The 15352-nt window shown below is 38.8% G+C and carries 14 protein-coding genes and 1 pseudogene; 7 read left to right on the top strand and 8 right to left on the bottom strand.

Annotated elements, in window-relative coordinates; genetic code table 11:
* Positions 1-32 precede the first annotated feature (32 nt).
* Together LEP1GSC203_RS10015 and LEP1GSC203_RS10010 are read right to left on the bottom strand one after the other, a co-directional pair.
* Positions 33-431 (bottom strand): Hsp20/alpha crystallin family protein, encoded by a 399-nt coding sequence (locus LEP1GSC203_RS10015; protein ID WP_002973584.1) that lies wholly within the window; start codon positions 429-431, stop codon positions 33-35.
* Positions 432-441: 10 nt separating this feature from the next.
* On the bottom strand, positions 442-885 hold the full coding sequence (locus LEP1GSC203_RS10010; protein WP_002973695.1) for an Hsp20/alpha crystallin family protein: 444 nt from the start codon (positions 883-885) through the stop codon (positions 442-444).
* A gap of 155 nt (positions 886-1040) precedes the next feature.
* Between LEP1GSC203_RS10010 and LEP1GSC203_RS10005 the strand changes: the two genes are divergently transcribed.
* On the top strand, positions 1041-1499 hold the full coding sequence (locus tag LEP1GSC203_RS10005) for a RidA family protein (protein WP_002974326.1): 459 nt from the start codon (positions 1041-1043) through the stop codon (positions 1497-1499).
* Entirely contained in the window at positions 1496-2050 is a 555-nt protein-coding gene (locus LEP1GSC203_RS10000; protein WP_002974466.1) for a hypothetical protein, read from the top strand. The genes LEP1GSC203_RS10005 and LEP1GSC203_RS10000 overlap by 4 nt, the downstream gene beginning before the upstream one ends.
* Before the next feature lie 70 nt (positions 2051-2120).
* Here LEP1GSC203_RS10000 and clpA read toward each other — a convergent pair whose 3' ends face one another.
* From clpA to LEP1GSC203_RS09975, 5 genes are read right to left on the bottom strand one after another with little or no spacing between them, the layout of a single operon-like run.
* Positions 2121-4388, bottom strand: a complete 2268-nt coding sequence (gene clpA, locus LEP1GSC203_RS09995; RefSeq protein WP_002974240.1) for an ATP-dependent Clp protease ATP-binding subunit ClpA — start codon at positions 4386-4388, stop codon at positions 2121-2123.
* A complete protein-coding gene (gene clpS / locus LEP1GSC203_RS09990) occupies positions 4385-4726 on the bottom strand; it encodes an ATP-dependent Clp protease adapter ClpS (protein ID WP_002974073.1) in 342 nt (113 codons plus the stop codon). The genes clpA and clpS overlap by 4 nt, the downstream gene beginning before the upstream one ends.
* Positions 4726-5889 carry a GNAT family N-acetyltransferase gene (locus tag LEP1GSC203_RS09985; RefSeq protein ID WP_002974160.1) on the bottom strand — a complete coding sequence of 388 codons (1164 nt, stop codon included), beginning with the start codon at positions 5887-5889 and terminating at the stop codon, positions 4726-4728. Before LEP1GSC203_RS09985 ends, clpS begins: the two co-directional genes overlap by 1 nt.
* A gap of 15 nt (positions 5890-5904) precedes the next feature.
* Positions 5905-9054, bottom strand: a complete 3150-nt coding sequence (locus LEP1GSC203_RS09980) for a SpoIIE family protein phosphatase (RefSeq protein ID WP_002974425.1) — start codon at positions 9052-9054, stop codon at positions 5905-5907.
* A 27-nt stretch (positions 9055-9081) separates the two neighbouring features.
* Entirely contained in the window at positions 9082-9723 is a 642-nt protein-coding gene (locus LEP1GSC203_RS09975) for a DedA family protein (protein ID WP_039937894.1), read from the bottom strand.
* An 89-nt stretch (positions 9724-9812) separates the two neighbouring features.
* On the opposite strand from LEP1GSC203_RS09975, the gene LEP1GSC203_RS09970 reads away from it, so the two are divergent.
* The 5 genes and pseudogenes from LEP1GSC203_RS09970 to LEP1GSC203_RS09950 all read left to right on the top strand — a co-directional run bounded on the left by LEP1GSC203_RS09970 (position 9813) and on the right by LEP1GSC203_RS09950 (position 14324).
* A complete protein-coding gene (locus LEP1GSC203_RS09970; protein ID WP_039937710.1) occupies positions 9813-10244 on the top strand; it encodes a hypothetical protein in 432 nt (143 codons plus the stop codon).
* A 2-nt stretch (positions 10245-10246) separates the two neighbouring features.
* Positions 10247-11356 (top strand): AI-2E family transporter, encoded by a 1110-nt coding sequence (locus tag LEP1GSC203_RS09965; protein ID WP_039937892.1) that lies wholly within the window; start codon positions 10247-10249, stop codon positions 11354-11356.
* Positions 11357-12634: an exodeoxyribonuclease VII large subunit gene (xseA, locus tag LEP1GSC203_RS09960; protein ID WP_002973739.1), complete on the top strand. Its 1278-nt coding sequence runs from the start codon at positions 11357-11359 to the stop codon at positions 12632-12634. It begins immediately after the preceding gene.
* 9 nt (positions 12635-12643) lie between these two features.
* On the top strand, positions 12644-12919 hold the full coding sequence (locus LEP1GSC203_RS09955; protein ID WP_002973674.1) for an exodeoxyribonuclease VII small subunit: 276 nt from the start codon (positions 12644-12646) through the stop codon (positions 12917-12919).
* A gap of 3 nt (positions 12920-12922) precedes the next feature.
* Positions 12923-14324 (top strand): annotated as a pseudogene (locus LEP1GSC203_RS09950) (sodium:solute symporter family protein).
* Here LEP1GSC203_RS09950 and LEP1GSC203_RS09945 read toward each other — a convergent pair.
* Positions 14293-15342, bottom strand: coding sequence for a D-alanine--D-alanine ligase (locus tag LEP1GSC203_RS09945; RefSeq protein WP_002973766.1), 1050 nt, complete (start codon positions 15340-15342; stop codon positions 14293-14295). The pseudogene LEP1GSC203_RS09950 and the gene LEP1GSC203_RS09945 overlap by 32 nt on opposite strands.
* Positions 15343-15352 lie beyond the last annotated feature (10 nt).

Raw genomic sequence — 15352 nt, 5'->3', positions numbered from 1 at the left:
TTAGGGATTACCAAACACCTAACGAGGGATTACTATTTTTGAATTTCGATTTTTGTTTTTTTCGGTTCCATTTTAGGAATGGTTAGTTCCAAAATCCCATTCTTCATTTTCGCCGTTGCTTTGTCAGAATGAATTGCCTTTCCGATTGTAAATTTACGGAAGTAATTTCCTTCTCTATACTCAGCAAGACGAACTTGACCGCGAGACTCGGCAGGTGGAACAAACTTACCTTCTAAAATGAGTTGGTCTTTTTCTATCGAAATTTCCACGGAAGATTGGTCAACCCCTGGCATTTCCACACGGAAGAGAAGTTCTGCTTCCGTTTCAAAAACATCTACGTTAGGTGAATAAATCCGAGCAGGTGTTTTTACGTCTTTCTCCGCCGATTGTTTTAAAACTTCTTCTTTGTTTTCTTTTGTGAGTGTATTCATAATTCTCTCCTTAACCAGCAATGATGGATACTTTCTTAGGTTTATCTTCTTCTCTGCGAGGAAGGTGGATGTTTAATACGCCATTTGTAAATTTCGCAAGGACATGGTCCTGATCGACGCGAAACGGTAGTTCCAAAGTTCTATGAAACTCTCCATTGAAGATTTCGCGACGGTGCACTTCTGTTCCTTCCGCAAGCTCTTCTGCTTTTTTCTTTCCATGAATGGAAAGAAGATTGTCTTTCACATTGATATCAATTTGGTCAGCTTCTATCCCTGGGAGTAAACAAGTGACAAGGGCTTCTTCTTCCTTTGTATAAACGTTTACAGGTGGGAAATTGGAAGCCGAACCGAATTGGCTGTCCAAAATGGAACGCGTCAACTCATCGTTCAACCGGTCAAAGTCTCTCCAGAACTGATTTGCTTTGGTTTGTGGGTCTAGAATTCGGAACAACATGCTCATTCTCCTCTTTAGCACTCATGATAGCTGATTGCTATTTTCATTAGCACTCTACATATATGACTGCCAAACGTCAAGAATGTTTTCTAAATTCATAGATTTTTAAAAAAAAATTTTGTCTCTATCCTAAGGCCCACCTAGGCTGGAATCCAATGCCTATCCAAGAAACTTTAAAACAATTGGGACTCGAGATCCCTCCTGTTCCTGCGGCCCTAGCTGCTTATATCCCTTCGAAACGAGTGGGAAACCTGGTTTTCACCTCCGGTCAATTGCCTTTGGTTGCCGGAAAATTAAGGAAAACGGGAAAGGTCGGAAAAGAGGTAACTCTCGCAGAAGCACAAGAAGAAGCCAAACAATGTTTACTGAATGCCCTAGCTGCCATCTTACTTCAGATTCAATCCTTAGACCAAATTAAATCGATTGTGAAGTTAGGTGTCTTTGTCTCATCCAGTCCCGATTTTACAGAGCACCATTTAGTAGCCAATGGAGCCTCAGAACTTGTAGCCTCGATTTTTGGAGAAAAAGGAAAACATGCAAGGTTTGCCTTAGGTGTGAGTTCCCTTCCTTTAAATGCGAGTGTAGAATTGGAAGTGGTAGCAGAAGTCGAATGACAAATTCAATTCTTAGCAAATGTTTTGCTTTTTTTCAATTTACTAAAGATTCTCTTCTATTTGTTCCTGAGCTAATCGTTGCTTGGTGGTTCTTAACAAAAAGAATATTTCTTTCTCTCTACCGATATTGGGAATCAAAACTTTTTTTTGATAAAGTATTCTTTATCTTTTTGTTTTTACAACTTCTCTTTGCGATTCTTCCTTGGTTTTCCTATGAAATTCGTTTTTTTGAAATAAATGAATCCATTTCCCTTGGGCCCAAGTTAAACTCAGTGTTTATACTTCTTGCTCTTCTTAATTTTTTCTTCCTTGGATTTTGGAAATCCCAATGGACAAGGATATGGTTTTTTGGGGCTCAAATGGTTTCAGTCGTTTTTGTCATCTGGGGTTATTTAGATCCGAAACGTTATTTTTATGACTTCGTAAAACCAGAAGAAGTCGGTCTCCATTTACCTTTCTATCTGTTTTTAGGATCGGTTCTCGGTGCATTCGTATTTGGATACCTCACCTTTCAAAAAGAAGATGAGGTACTAAGTAGACTTCAAACATAATTGAAAATTGTTTTCTGAACCATTGGTAATGGTTCAGAATTCTCATTCTTTTTTGTAACTAAGGAAAGTTTTACGACTTTACTTCCGAAATTTCCAAAACTTTTTTCCCTTCTTTTTCCATTACATCCACAAGGTAACGGTTCACTTTGTCTTTGTGGAATAGAATTTTTTTGGAAAGAGGTTTTCCAATTTCAGAATTAAGAATCCTTTGGATAGGCCTTGCGCCCATCGCTTTGTCATAACCAGTCTCTGCTAAATGACGTACCGCTTTTTCTGACAATTCCAAATGAATTCCCTTTTCTTCGGCTTTGGCCTGTAAGGTGCGGAACATTCTTTTTACCACAAGCTCCACTACAGAAATCGATAAAGCATTGAATTCTACAACAGCAGTCAAACGATTTCGAAATTCAGGTGTGAATGTCCTCTCAATGGCTTTTAAAGAGCGATCATCATACCTATCCGTATCAAAACCGAGAAGAGGTTTGGAACTTTCCTGCGCTCCCGTATTTGTCGTTAGGATAAGGATGACATTACGAAAGTCTGCCTTTTTTCCTGTGCTATCTGTGAGTGTGGCATGATCCATCACTTGGAGTAAAATATTATAGATATCTTCATGTGCTTTTTCGATTTCATCGAATAACAATACACAGTGGGGATTTTTGGCAATGGCATCGGTAAGTTGGCCCCCTTGGTCATACCCTACATAACCTGGAGGGCTTCCAATCAGGCGAGAGACGGAATGTTTTTCCATATACTCACTCATATCAAAACGAAGGAACTCTACTCCCATTTTATCGGCCAAAGTTTTTGCTACTTCTGTTTTTCCGACACCTGTAGGGCCAACAAATAAGAAACTTCCAATGGGTTTTCCTTCATCACTAAGCCCAGAACGTGAATAGTGGATGGCATCGACTACTTGTTCGATTGCATGGTCTTGACCGAAAACAACTGACTTAATTTCAGAATCCAAATGTTCTAATTTCTTTTTATCATCGGCTTTGACAGTTTTTTCTGGAATTTTGGCAATCTTTGCGACGAGGGATTCAATTTCTAAAATTCCAACTTGTTTTTTTGGTTTCTCTTTTTTCTCATCACGTAACTTAACAAAGGCGCCGGATTCATCCATTAAGTCGATGGCTTTGTCAGGCAGAAATCTGTCCCTAAGATGTAAACTGGAAAGATCCACACAAGCCTCAATGGCCTTTACACTGTAAGTGACCCCATGAAAGGATTCGTATTTTGGTTTTAGGCCTTTTAGGATCTCAATCGCATCTTCCCTAGATGGTTCCGAAACTTCAATTTTTTGGAATCTTCGTGAAAGAGCATGGTCTTTTTCAAAAATAGATTTATATTCTTTATACGTTGTGGTTCCAATGCATTTGAGTTCCCCATTGGCAAGTGCAGGTTTCATTAAGTTGGAGGCATCCAAACTTCCTCCAGACACTGCACCCGCTCCTACGACGGTATGAATTTCATCTACAAAGATAATTCGTTCTGGTTTTCCGACTACTTCCTGTAAGATGGCTTTCAGTCGTTCCTCAAATTCCCCACGGAATTTGGTTCCCGCCATCACAAGTCCCATATCCAAAGAATAAATTTCCATATCCAGAAGGCTTTTCGGCACAAGTCCCTTAACCACTCTTTCGGCAATCCCTTCCACAATGGAAGTTTTTCCAACTCCAGCTTCTCCTACAAAGATAGGATTGTTTTTTCGTCGCCGAGATAAAATATGAATGGTTCTTTCGATTTCTATATCTCGTCCAATACAAGGATCTAATTTTCCTTGTTTGGCTCTTTCGGTAAGATTTACGCAGAATTTTTCTAGAGCCGATTTTCGGGAGCCAGCTTCGGTTTCCCCCGATTCTGTTTCCTCTGCAAATTCGGGCTCTTCGGAATCCTTTTCTTTTTTAATTCCATGAGAGATGTATTTGATTACATCGAGTCTGCTTACTTCTTGTTTGGCGAGAAGATAATAGGCTTGGCTATCTTCTTCTCGAAATAGTGCCACAAGTACATTATTTCCATCCACTTCGTCTTTACCGGAATTTTGCACATGAAAGGCAGCAAACTGGATTACGAATTGGACTCCCACAGTATAACGCGGTTGGATTTTTAAATTGGGAACAGCAATTGTCGCCAAGTCCTCTTCGAAGTATTCGGTCAGTTCTTTCCTAAGAAGATCGATGTCACAACCGACACTTACCAAAACTTCCTTAGTTTTTTCATTATAAGTTAGTCCATATAACAAATGTTCTAAAGTGATAAATTCATGATGGTATTTGGATGCTTCTTTTCCTGCAAGCTCCAGACTTTTTTCTAAATCAGTGGAAAGGTTCATTCGTCCTCCTCTTTTGCCAATTGGCATTGTAATGGATGTCCTGCGTCTTCAGCCAGTTTGTGGACTTCTGCCACTTTGGTTCTAGCAATGTCGAGTGAATACACCCCACAAACAGCAGATCCCGAAGTATGCGCCTTCCACATAATTTGACGAGATTCTTCCATAGATTTCCGAAAAACATTGGCTAAAACAAAAACAACAAACTCCTGTGGTGTGTAATCATCATTGATAAGGATCACCTTATATCGGTCTGGTTTCTTTAATTTCTGTTTTTGTTTTTCTCTTTCGAGAAGTTCTACGTTCATTTCCGTATAGGACTTTCGTTTTGGATCTGACATTATCCCTCCCGCAGAGCCTTGATGGGAGACTGCGCATTGTAGGCGGAAATATTTTCCCTTTCCATAGCTATCTCTCGTTCCAAATAGGATTCGATGGCGGCTCTGCCTTGTTCATTATAAATATGATGCAAACTGTACATTGGAACCGCTTCATAACCTCGGAGGAATTTATGTTCCCCTTGGGCTCCCGCTTCCACTCGTTCCATTTTATGTTCGATAGCATAATCGATCAATCGGTAATAACAACACTCAAAATGTAAGTTGGGAACATGTTCCAAAGCTCCCCAATACCTTCCAAATAAAAAACCCTCACGAAAAACATTCCAACTCCCACCGATTGGCCTTCCCGATGGATCCGAAGCCAAAACTAACAAAAGTCTATGGCGAAAGGTTTCATACATTTCCAAAAAAAATTGGCGGTTGAGATAGGGTTGCCCCCATTTTTTTGAATGTGTATCTTTATAAAATTCATAAAATATATGGGCATGATTTTCTGTAATTTCATCCCCCGTTAGTGTCTGGAAAACAAGTCCTGTTTCTGAAATTTTACGCCGTTCTTGGCGAATGGTTTTTCTTCTGTCCTTTACTAATGTTGCTAAAAACTCTTCAAAATTCGCAAAACCTTTGTTAAACCAGTGGTATTGGTGAGAAAGCCTGGGAGCAAAAGAATTTGCGATGCCTAACTTTTGTTCGTTTTCCTTACAAAATAAAATGTGAACTGAAGAAGTTTCCTGTTTTTTCCCAAACTCGAGGAGCTTTTGCAATAGTTCGGAACTTAAAGATTCCCTTTCTTCGTTTGTTAAATCCGGATGGAGTAAAATCCTGTCTCCCGTAACAGGTGTAAAAGGAACTGCTACTGTAAGCTTTGGATAGTAAGGAATCCCTGCTCTGTGAAAGGCATTGGCCCACTGGAAATCAAAAATATATTCGCCATAAGAATCACTTCGGACATAAGCCGGAAGGACTCCCGATAGAAAACCGTTTCGCCTAGCAGAGATAAGGACTGGAGACCAATCCGATTGACCAATACAACCAGTCTTCTCTAAACCAGAAAGGAATTCATATTCCTGAAATACCGAATCTGGGGAAACGAGGAGATTCCATTCTTCCTTTTTAAAGTCCCCAAATTTCTGGGAAATTCTGATCTCAAATGATTCACTCAATGTAAATCTTAGACTCTAACTTACTGCATCTTGTTTGTTTTGTTTTTTCCGAATGTGGTCAAGAAGCCTTTGTAAACTCGGATTTTCCGGATCTAATTCCAAAGCGGAACTGAGAATATTCTCTGCCCGGTCCAAATTCTTATCTGCCAGATACGTTTGTCCCAAGTTAATTAGGTTTTTGACGTGGCCAGGATCACGAAGGCGGACGCGCTCCCCAAAATCAATGGCTGTTTTGACATCGGCTACTTTACGAGCGCAAAATGCAGTGATGTACATAATTTCCGTATCCATCGGTTTTAGCAAACTATAGTCTTTTGCCATCTTTTTAGCATTCCCATAGTCTTTTAGTTTCAAATAGAGTTGGATGAATTTCTTTTTGATCTCAGGTATATTTTCTTCTAGAGAATTTGCCTCTTCTAAATAGGAAACTGCCTCTTGTAAATCAGAGGATTCGCTGGCTTCTTTTGCTTTAAGTAGGAGCGCCTGAATTTCTTTTAATCGTTCCTTTTCAATTTTATAGCGTTCTTTTTCTTCAATATAAGAAACACGTAACAACGATAAGTCGTCCGTTAAACTTCCATACTTAGCCAATTCATTATAAATTTTATCGAGCTCACCTTTCCCCGACTCTACAACTTTTAAGAATAACCTTTCGTCTTCGTTAATCACTCGTTTCCCATCTGCTGTATGCGAAATTAGCAAATCATCCCGACCATCGGATCCTGCAATCAGAATGTCTCCTGGTTCCAGTTGGAAAGTTTTGATATAAAGATTTCCTTGTACTCCAGAAGTTCCTAGTTTACGAAACATAAGTTCGTTTTCTATAAAGCTTGCGATCCCATCACGGTAGAGGACCATCCATGGATGTTCTGCATTGATAAAGTAGAGTAAACCTGTTTCGTTATCAATTAGTCCAAGAACAAGAGAGACAAGCATTGACCCATCAAAACCTTCAAAAATTTTATGAAGTTCCAAAAAGGTGTTTTTAATCCAACGTTCAGGGTATGTATTTCTTGCTTCTCCTAAAAGTTGAGTCCTTGTAATGATGGACTCAAATACAGAACCAAGTACAAGTGCCCCACCTGCCCCTTGCATAGATTTTCCCATAGCATCTGCATTTAAAAAAACAGTATAAGAGCGATTGTTCAAAAAAATCTGGTTTGCGATATTTAAATCTCCACCGATTTCCTTTTCATACTGGCGGAAGGTAAACTTTTTCTTTTGTTCCAATAAAAAATCTATATGAACATTGTCATGCTTCGCATGATTTGCGTTAAATGGCTGCAAAAGAAGTGATGTTAAAAAATAATCACCGTCCTGTTGGTGTTTTAAAGATTGGACTTCCTTTAAGGTATTTTCTAATTCCTTAGTTCGTTCCTGGACTTTGACTTCTAATTGTTCCGCATACTGTTGTAATTTTTTACGAGCAGCCTGGATGGAGCGAACCATTCGGTTGAAGGAACGTGCCATAAAACCTATATCATCTTCCACATGAACTGTGAGCCGGTATTCTAAGTTTCCAGAATTTACTTCTGTCAATCCTTCAATGATTTGTTCGATCGGTCTTAAGAGGGCTATCAAAAAGAAAAGTCGGTAGCCAAAGATTACAAGTACCGCAAGCGATAATACACCAATGATCCAAGGAAGAGTAACTTCTTCTTGGAATTCCCTATAATCCAGATAAGGGTATCCCACTTCGTGGACTAATCCATTTGGTTTGTCAACGATCAGATAACTTACGTAAAAAGAATACTCTGGATTATTTTCTGCAAATTTTACACGCCCCCTGTAGTTTCGGTCTCCATGGTTTGGCATAGGGGAAAACATCTGATCAAGAACTTCAGATTTTTTCTCCTCAGAAAGTGAGGATTCCAAAACAGAACGTGCCTCTCCATAAAAACCGGAAAGTGGTCCCTCTTTTTTAGAAACGAAAGATTCCGCATTGTCAGAAAAATTCTTAGTTGGGATTTCTCTTAATTTGTTTCTTGTGTAGAGAATTTTTCTTTTTTCAGATTCTAATTCATGGATTAACGTTTCTGGGTTTGTTATCGTTTCAAGAGCCAATAGTCTTTTGATTTCGGCAGCATAACCTTTGCTTGTTTCTGGGAGCAAAGTAAGTAAACTCTTTGTTTTTTCTTTCCAGTTCTTACTTTGTTTGTAGGAAAGGATGGTTTCTAATGCCCAATAATTCCAATATTCCGATTCGTAAGATTTTGGGTCAACGGCCGAATCTTCCATTCCTTTCTTCAGAATAAACTCTTTTTGGTTTGTATCGTAGGTATAATGAAAACTAGGGACTTGGTCAGTCTCTAAACCTGCTATAAAGTTTTTCGCACGTGCAGTATGAACCATATCATAATTAGCTTCTGACTGTTGAATCACAGAATAAGCCACAAGCTGTAAAACTAACAAAAATGATGCGAGAGAAATTCCTATGATCCGGGAAATAATAGTCGTTTTATCTTTTGTATTATTGATATAAACTACATTGGCAACAAATAGTCCCACCACCAAAACAAGATCAGTAATGGTTTGGTAAAGACCTCGGCCAATCGCACCGTCTCTTGACTGTGCATTCATAATCCCTGGAAGAATAGTCACAAGGATAAATGCGATTAGGATACTTGCGGAAGCAAACCTTGATTCTTTAGGCATTTTAAAGATTTGAACCAAAGCAACCAAAGAAAAAGTAACAAAAAAACCAAGAACAATCAAAGCATATACTTTATAAAAAACTGGTACAGGAAAATCCCAATAATGCCCACTAAAGAAAAACAACCTACCAGCTGTTAAACTTATATAAACAAAATAACCAGTTACAATCACAACAATTGTATTCATTATCCAAAAAAGATATTTTTTGAATCGGGGGAAATATACTTCGGGGTAACTTAAGAAGAAACTAGTGAGGTAGGAAGCACCTGCCATAGCCCCAATGATTACAAGCCAACGCAAATAGGCAGAAGCAGGTCCCATAAAGGAAAAATTAATCATATAGGCAAAATGGAAAAGCCCAAGCCAAAGTGTTCCCATTCCCAATTGGTAGGTCGCTTCCGACTTTTCTTTAACCGTTAAAAAAAATTGTGCATTGTAAAAAGTAAAAATCACACCGACGAGAGAGCCGAATGTGTAAAAATCAAACGCTATATTTCCCCAAGAGTTCATGGGTGAAAACCCTAACAGAAAATAAAATCATGTCAACTTTGTATTTCTTTTCTTCATAATTTGATAGAGAAAGAACAAGAATAAACAAATAAGGATGAATCCGATGGTCCGGTTGTAGTATGACAGCATAACAACGATTTGGTTCCAATGGGTTCCCATCACGGACCCACCCGTAAGGAGGAGACCACACCAAAGGAAAATGGCAATCGTATACAAAAGAACAAATTTAATGACGTTCATTTTACTCATTCCCGCTACGATAGAAACAAAGAATCGAATTCCTGCGGAAAACCGGGACAATAATACCACAATGAGCTCATTCTTTCGAAACCAACTGAGTGTCTTATGTAAATTCTCTTCCTGATAGAGTGCCGAAAGAAAAGGGAACTGTGATCGTTTTAAGAATTGGAGGAACCTATCTCCAAAAAAATACATCACTAAGGCACCAAGTAGGTTTCCCAAGTAGGTGGCTATCACTACAGAAAGAAAAGATAGGGGCGAATCGGGACTTGAAGAAAGGAATCCGGAAAACACTGTAATGGTATCTCCCGGCCAAGGAGGGAATACATTCTCCAAAAAGTTAGAAAAACAGAAGAAGCCCCAAAGCAGGAGCGGAGGTAACTCGAGGATTCGAGTCAAAAAGGCATCAAACTGAAGAAAATCTAACACAAGGAAAAGATAAGCTTTCCCCACAGGTGGCAACAAAGATTTAAAAAAATGAATGGAAGGAAACGGGTGTTACTCATTTGCTTTCCGTAATGCTTCGTTTTTTGCCTATTTTATTGCTATTTTTTGGGGCCTGTACCCCCACCACACAAACGGAAATCTATCGTTTTGATCAAATTGTCGTTACCAAAAATCCGACAAGTCCACCGCCGGCCTTTCCTCAATCCTTTTTTCCGGAAAAACTGAGGTTCCTTGAATCAAGTGAATTCAAAACAAGCCATATCCATACAAAGGAAGCCTACCTACTTCTTGAATCCGAGGAAAGTTTGGCTTCTATTTTAAAACGAATTGAGACTAGGTCAATGCAAGGGGATTGGAAACTCATTGATAAAACAGAAAAAAATGGTGAAGTGACTTATTTACTAGAAGGCTTTATCAAAAAATCTCTTTCGATTGTTGTTTCTGAAACTGGAAGTCCTTCCCATTACCTTCGTTTTTATTTTAGAAAACATTCCAGTTATTAATGATGAATTGGATTAAAAACAAAAACGAAATTATAGTCTATCTCCTCCTCAGTGCTATATTCATTGGGACTTGCCTCACTTTATTTTTTGTATTCAAACCATTTCTTTGGGCCAGTTTTCTTGCCCTTTTGTTTTATCTCACGACAAGGAAGATTCACAAAAAACTAAAAAACCTATTGGGTGTCAAGTTCCATGGGCTTTCACCCTACATCATGGTCATTCTAATGCTTGCGGGAGTGTTTATCCCTTCCTACCTGATTGTTTCCACTTTAATTCGAGAATCATTAAACTTAGTCAGCTATATTAGAAACCAACTCACAGAAGAATCGATCGTTTCTTTGCTTTTAAATAGCCCCATGCTCACTGACTTCTTTACGGAAAATGAATTTTTTTGGATCAAACTTCCTTTGATGTACCGCGAATATGTTGGCCAACATATGGATATCTTGAACTTAGATTCCATTTATAGTTTACTCAAAAATTCATCTGGGTTTTTACTTGGTTCGTTTGAAGTACCGGGTGCAATTATCTTCAATGCATTTTTTACATTCATTTTACTTTTCTTTTTATACAAAGAAGGAAGTCGAATGGAACATGCACTTTTTGTTCTACTTCCCTTTCCCACAGAAATTGAGGAAAGACTTGGTCGGCGGATTGAAGAAGCCATTCGCACAGTGATGATGGGGAACTTATTTATCTCCTTACTCCAAGGTGCGCTTATATATTTTTTGTTACTCTTTACATCTGTTTCTAATAAGTTTTTACTTTCTAGTATCGCTACCATTTTCTCATTGATCCCTGTTGTGGGAACCTCCGTTGTTTGGTTACCCATTGGTTTGTATATGGGGCTTGTCCAAGAAAACTGGACAGGAAGTATTCTCTTTATGATTGCTGGTGGTGCAAGTTATTTGATTTTAGAGAACTTAGTAAAACCTAAAATTCTGGACAAAAAACTAAAAACACATCCGTTTTTAATCTTTTTATCCCTGATTGGCGGATTACAAGAGTTTGGTGTCGCAGGGATCATCATAGGGCCTATGGCATTAACACTTGTCATCATCCTTTGGGATTTTTGGAAAATATTTAGAGAGACCCGTTTTCAGAATATCTAAATGGAACTTGTGGACTCATCTCTTAGTGTCAGTGAGGTCAACCGCCTCATCAAAGCCAAACTCCAAGATACATCTGAATTTAAAAACATTTGGGTGCGAGGAGAGATTTCCAACTATTCGCAAACCAATAGTTCCGGACATATGTATTTTTCTTTAAAAGATACAGCTAGTGTCATCAAATGTGCCTTCTTTTCTTTCCAAGCCAAAAACTATCGGGGAACTCCTCTACGGAATGGAATGGAGATTTTGGTTTATGGTTCTGTTTCTGTTTATGAACCTGGTGGGTATTATAGTTTAACAGTTCAAAAAATAGAAGAAATTGGAGAAGGAGATATCCTTCTTAAAATTGAGAAATTAAAAAAAGCCTTACTTGATAAGGGAATTTTTGATGCCACACACAAACGCCCGCTTCCCAAATTTCCAAAACGCCTAGGTATTGTTACTTCGCCCAAAGGTGCGGCGGTGGAAGACATTATACGGATTGCTACCGACCTAAATCCTTCGATTCAAATTTTAGTTTCTCCCTGTCTTGTACAAGGAGACGGTGCTGAAGTTTCCATCATTGAAGCAATCAAAGAATTGAATGATCCCAAATGGGAAGTCGATGTTATCATTGCAGGGCGTGGTGGTGGTTCTTTCGAAGACCTAATGGCCTTCAACCAAGAAGCGGTGGTAATGGCTTATTACAATTCGAGAATTCCCATTATTTCTGCTGTTGGTCATGAAATTGATCGGGTGCTAACAGACCTTGCGGCGGATGCCACAACTCCCACACCGACTGCTGCAGCAAAACTAGCCATCCCCAATGTTTCAGACACCCTCATACGTCTGGACGAAATGGAAGATAGGATTAAGTCAGCACTCACTAGTGTAATACGCATTGGAAAAGAAAAGTGGACAGGCGTTATTTCAAGACCTGTATTTCAAAATCCAAAAACCATTTTAGAAATTAGATCTACGGTTCTAGATGAACTTATGACAAAGATTTCACTCCTTGGAAAAAACTATTTGGTTCGCAAACAAAGTGAATTCCAAAGGTTTGATAATTTATCGCAAAACTGGAAATCATACATAGAAAGAATACATAACAAATTTACCCTCGCCGAACAACGATTAGAACACTTTTCTCCTCTTGGAACATTAAAACGTGGGTATTCTGTGGTACGAAACAAAAACAAACAAGTCATATCTTCCATTCATAATATCCAAAAAAATGAAAGTTTAGAAGTATTTCTTTCTGATGGAAAAATACTCGTAGAAGTAAAAGAAAAAATATAGGAATCGAAAATGGTAGAGAAAAAATCGATTAGTTTTGAAGAAGCACTTCGTGAATTAGAAGACATCGCTGAAAAATTAGAAAGAGGAACACTTTCCTTAGAAGATTCCATCAAAGCTTATGAAAGAGGCATGGAGTTAAAAAAGGTTTGTTCGGAAAGGCTTGTGGATGCAGAAGCAAAAATTGAATTTTTATCAAAAGCACCAAGTGGAGAAATCGTAAAATCGGCGGTCAAAAAAAAGAAAGACGACGTGCCGTCAAAACCAGTGGAAGAAGATTTATTTTAAAGAATGAGTTTCCAAGCAGTCTTCATTATTGGTTACCTACTCATAACGATTGCCATTGGAGTGTATGCGGCAAAAAAAGTAAAAAACTCACGTGACTTTATTTTAGCAGGAAGAAGCCTTCCCCTCCCCATCTCCACGGCTGCTCTTTTTGCAACCTGGTTTGGTAGTGAAACCATCCTAGGTTCTTCTGTCGAATTTGCAAAAGGCGGATTTTTATCCGTCATCCAAGATCCGTTTGGTGGCGCGCTATGTCTTTTTTTACTTGGCCTCGTATTTGCTAAGTATCTCTACCGCATGCAAATCCTTACCTTTGGTGATTTTTATCGAAACAGGTATGGAAAAAAAATGGAATTTATTGCCGGGATCTGTTTGATCTTTTCTTATTTTGGATGGGTGGCTGCACAATTTGTAGCCCTCGGAATTATGGTACAGATTCTTTTTGGTATCAATCAATTCACTGCCATAGTCATCGGTGCCTGCCTTGTTGTATTTTATACTTATCTTGGAGGGATGTGGTCGGTGTCGCTCACTGACTTTTTTTCAATCAATCTCCATTATTGTAGGTCTTGTCATCGTATTATTTGAGTTAAACGAGGTAAAACCAATTTGGACCTCTATCCAAGAAAAACCAGATGGGTTCTTTCGGTTTTTTCCAGAATCCAATTACCATGCTTGGACATTGTATATCTCTGCTTGGATGGTGGTGGGATTTGGATCCCTCCCCCAACAAGATATCTTTCAAAGAGTGATGTCGGCAAAATCAGAAAAAGTGGCCGTTGCTGCCTCTTATCTCTCTTCTATTTTGTATTTACTATTTGCCCTGATCCCTCTCTTTTTAGGACTCCACGCAAAAAGTTTACTTCCTGACTTTGATTTACATGGAGAAACTGGCCAACTTTTGATACCAACGATGATCTCTAAGTTTTCTAGTCCTTGGATACAGGTTTTATTTTTTTCGGCTCTAATCTCAGCAATTCTTTCCACTGCATCTGGGGCAATCCTTGCACCATCTTCCATTCTATCTGAGAATATTCTGAAATACGCATTCAAAGATATGAATGATAAAAAGTTACTACTACTTTCTAGAACTTCTGTTCTTATCATTGCCAGCGTATCTTTTTTACTCGCGGTAGGAAAACCTTCTATCTACGCTCTTGTGGAAGACTCAGGAGGAATTTCACTCGTTACACTATTTATCCCCATGGTGTTTGGACTGATGAGTCAAAAAGCAGACGAAAGGGCAGCGCTATTTTCTTTATTTGTAGGAATTGGAACTTGGCTCATCCTGGAAGTGTATGGCGACGATATGACAAGCCATTTCTATGGAACTATTGCCAGTCTGATCGCCATCCTGATAGGAATGTATTTTTTTCCTAAGAAAGGGCAATCGATAAAAGCCAAGTAAACACATCTTTCATTTCTATCCCCAATGCTTTTGCTTGTTGGGGAATAAGACTTGTTCCTGTCATTCCAGGTAAAGTGTTAGTTTCTAAAACATAAGGCACGCCATCACTAATGATAAAATCAGTGCGCGAATAACCTTTGCAACCAAGCACTTCATGACATTTTAAAGTATATTCTTGTAATTTTTTGGTGACCTCTTCCCCAACCGGTGCAGGAGTAATTTCTTCACTTCCCCCTTTTGTATACTTTGCTTCGAAATCAAAAAACTCAGACTTGGGTCGGATCTCTGTTGGTACCAGAGCAAAAGGAGTTCTTTTTTCCCCTTCCTTTTTTTCCAAAACCCCAATGGAAACCTCTGTTCCCGAAATTAACTTTTGGATGAGCACCCTATCTTCTGAGACAAAAATTTTATCCACAAGAACCATAGCTTCTTCTGGTGTTTTTGCCATCCCCGTATTGACACTAGAACCACCTAATGTTGGTTTAATGAATACGGGAAAGGAAAACGGTAAGTTTAAAACTGTTTTTCTAGCATCCGTTTTTCCTTTTTCAAGATCCACAAAGGGAGCCACGGGAATCCCAATTGTTTGGAATAGAAGATTGGCTCTATATTTATCCATGGCAAGAGCAGAAGCCAAAACTCCTGATCCTGTATGAGGAATTTCTAATACATCTAAAAATCCTTGGATTCTTCCATCTTCACCTGCACCTCCGTGTAATCCGAGAAAGGCGGCAGAAAATCCAAAATCTAAAAGTGCAGCCGCAGACTGCGGTTCTGAGATTTGATTTTGGGAAGAAAATTCTTTTAGAAATTCAGCTTCTGTTTTCCCTGTAGGGTCTGGGTAAACTGGATCTTTTCCTTTGGGGATCCAAAATTTTCCCGTTTGGTCAATGTAAACAGGACAAATTTGGAATTTGTCCCGATCGATTGTATTGAAAATGAAATAAGAAGATCGAATGGAGATGATATGTTCTCCGGAGATACCTCCGAAAAGCAGTGCGATTTTGGTTTGGATCATGAAATCACTT

The sequence above is a fragment of the Leptospira terpstrae serovar Hualin str. LT 11-33 = ATCC 700639 genome (assembly GCF_000332495.1).
In the GTDB taxonomy this organism is placed as follows: domain Bacteria; phylum Spirochaetota; class Leptospiria; order Leptospirales; family Leptospiraceae; genus Leptospira_A; species Leptospira_A terpstrae.
Note: the sequence above shows the minus strand (reverse complement) of the source record. Positions and strands in the feature narration are given on the sequence as shown.

What these genes read in the sequence shown, in the direction of transcription:
- LEP1GSC203_RS10015 (WP_002973584.1), bottom strand. Translation starts at nt 431, where the DNA reads ATGAATACACTCACAAAAGAAAACAAAGAAGAAGTTTTAAAACAATCG.
- LEP1GSC203_RS10010 (WP_002973695.1), bottom strand. Translation starts at nt 885, where the DNA reads ATGTTGTTCCGAATTCTAGACCCACAAACCAAAGCAAATCAGTTCTGG.
- LEP1GSC203_RS10005 (WP_002974326.1), top strand. Translation starts at nt 1,041, where the DNA reads ATGCCTATCCAAGAAACTTTAAAACAATTGGGACTCGAGATCCCTCCT.
- LEP1GSC203_RS10000 (WP_002974466.1), top strand. Translation starts at nt 1,496, where the DNA reads ATGACAAATTCAATTCTTAGCAAATGTTTTGCTTTTTTTCAATTTACT.
- clpA (WP_002974240.1), bottom strand. Translation starts at nt 4,388, where the DNA reads ATGAACCTTTCCACTGATTTAGAAAAAAGTCTGGAGCTTGCAGGAAAA.
- clpS (WP_002974073.1), bottom strand. Translation starts at nt 4,726, where the DNA reads ATGTCAGATCCAAAACGAAAGTCCTATACGGAAATGAACGTAGAACTT.
- LEP1GSC203_RS09980 (WP_002974425.1), bottom strand. Translation starts at nt 9,054, where the DNA reads ATGAACTCTTGGGGAAATATAGCGTTTGATTTTTACACATTCGGCTCT.
- LEP1GSC203_RS09970 (WP_039937710.1), top strand. Translation starts at nt 9,813, where the DNA reads ATGCTTCGTTTTTTGCCTATTTTATTGCTATTTTTTGGGGCCTGTACC.
- LEP1GSC203_RS09965 (WP_039937892.1), top strand. Translation starts at nt 10,247, where the DNA reads ATGAATTGGATTAAAAACAAAAACGAAATTATAGTCTATCTCCTCCTC.
- xseA (WP_002973739.1), top strand. Translation starts at nt 11,357, where the DNA reads ATGGAACTTGTGGACTCATCTCTTAGTGTCAGTGAGGTCAACCGCCTC.
- LEP1GSC203_RS09955 (WP_002973674.1), top strand. Translation starts at nt 12,644, where the DNA reads ATGGTAGAGAAAAAATCGATTAGTTTTGAAGAAGCACTTCGTGAATTA.
- LEP1GSC203_RS09945 (WP_002973766.1), bottom strand. Translation starts at nt 15,342, where the DNA reads ATGATCCAAACCAAAATCGCACTGCTTTTCGGAGGTATCTCCGGAGAA.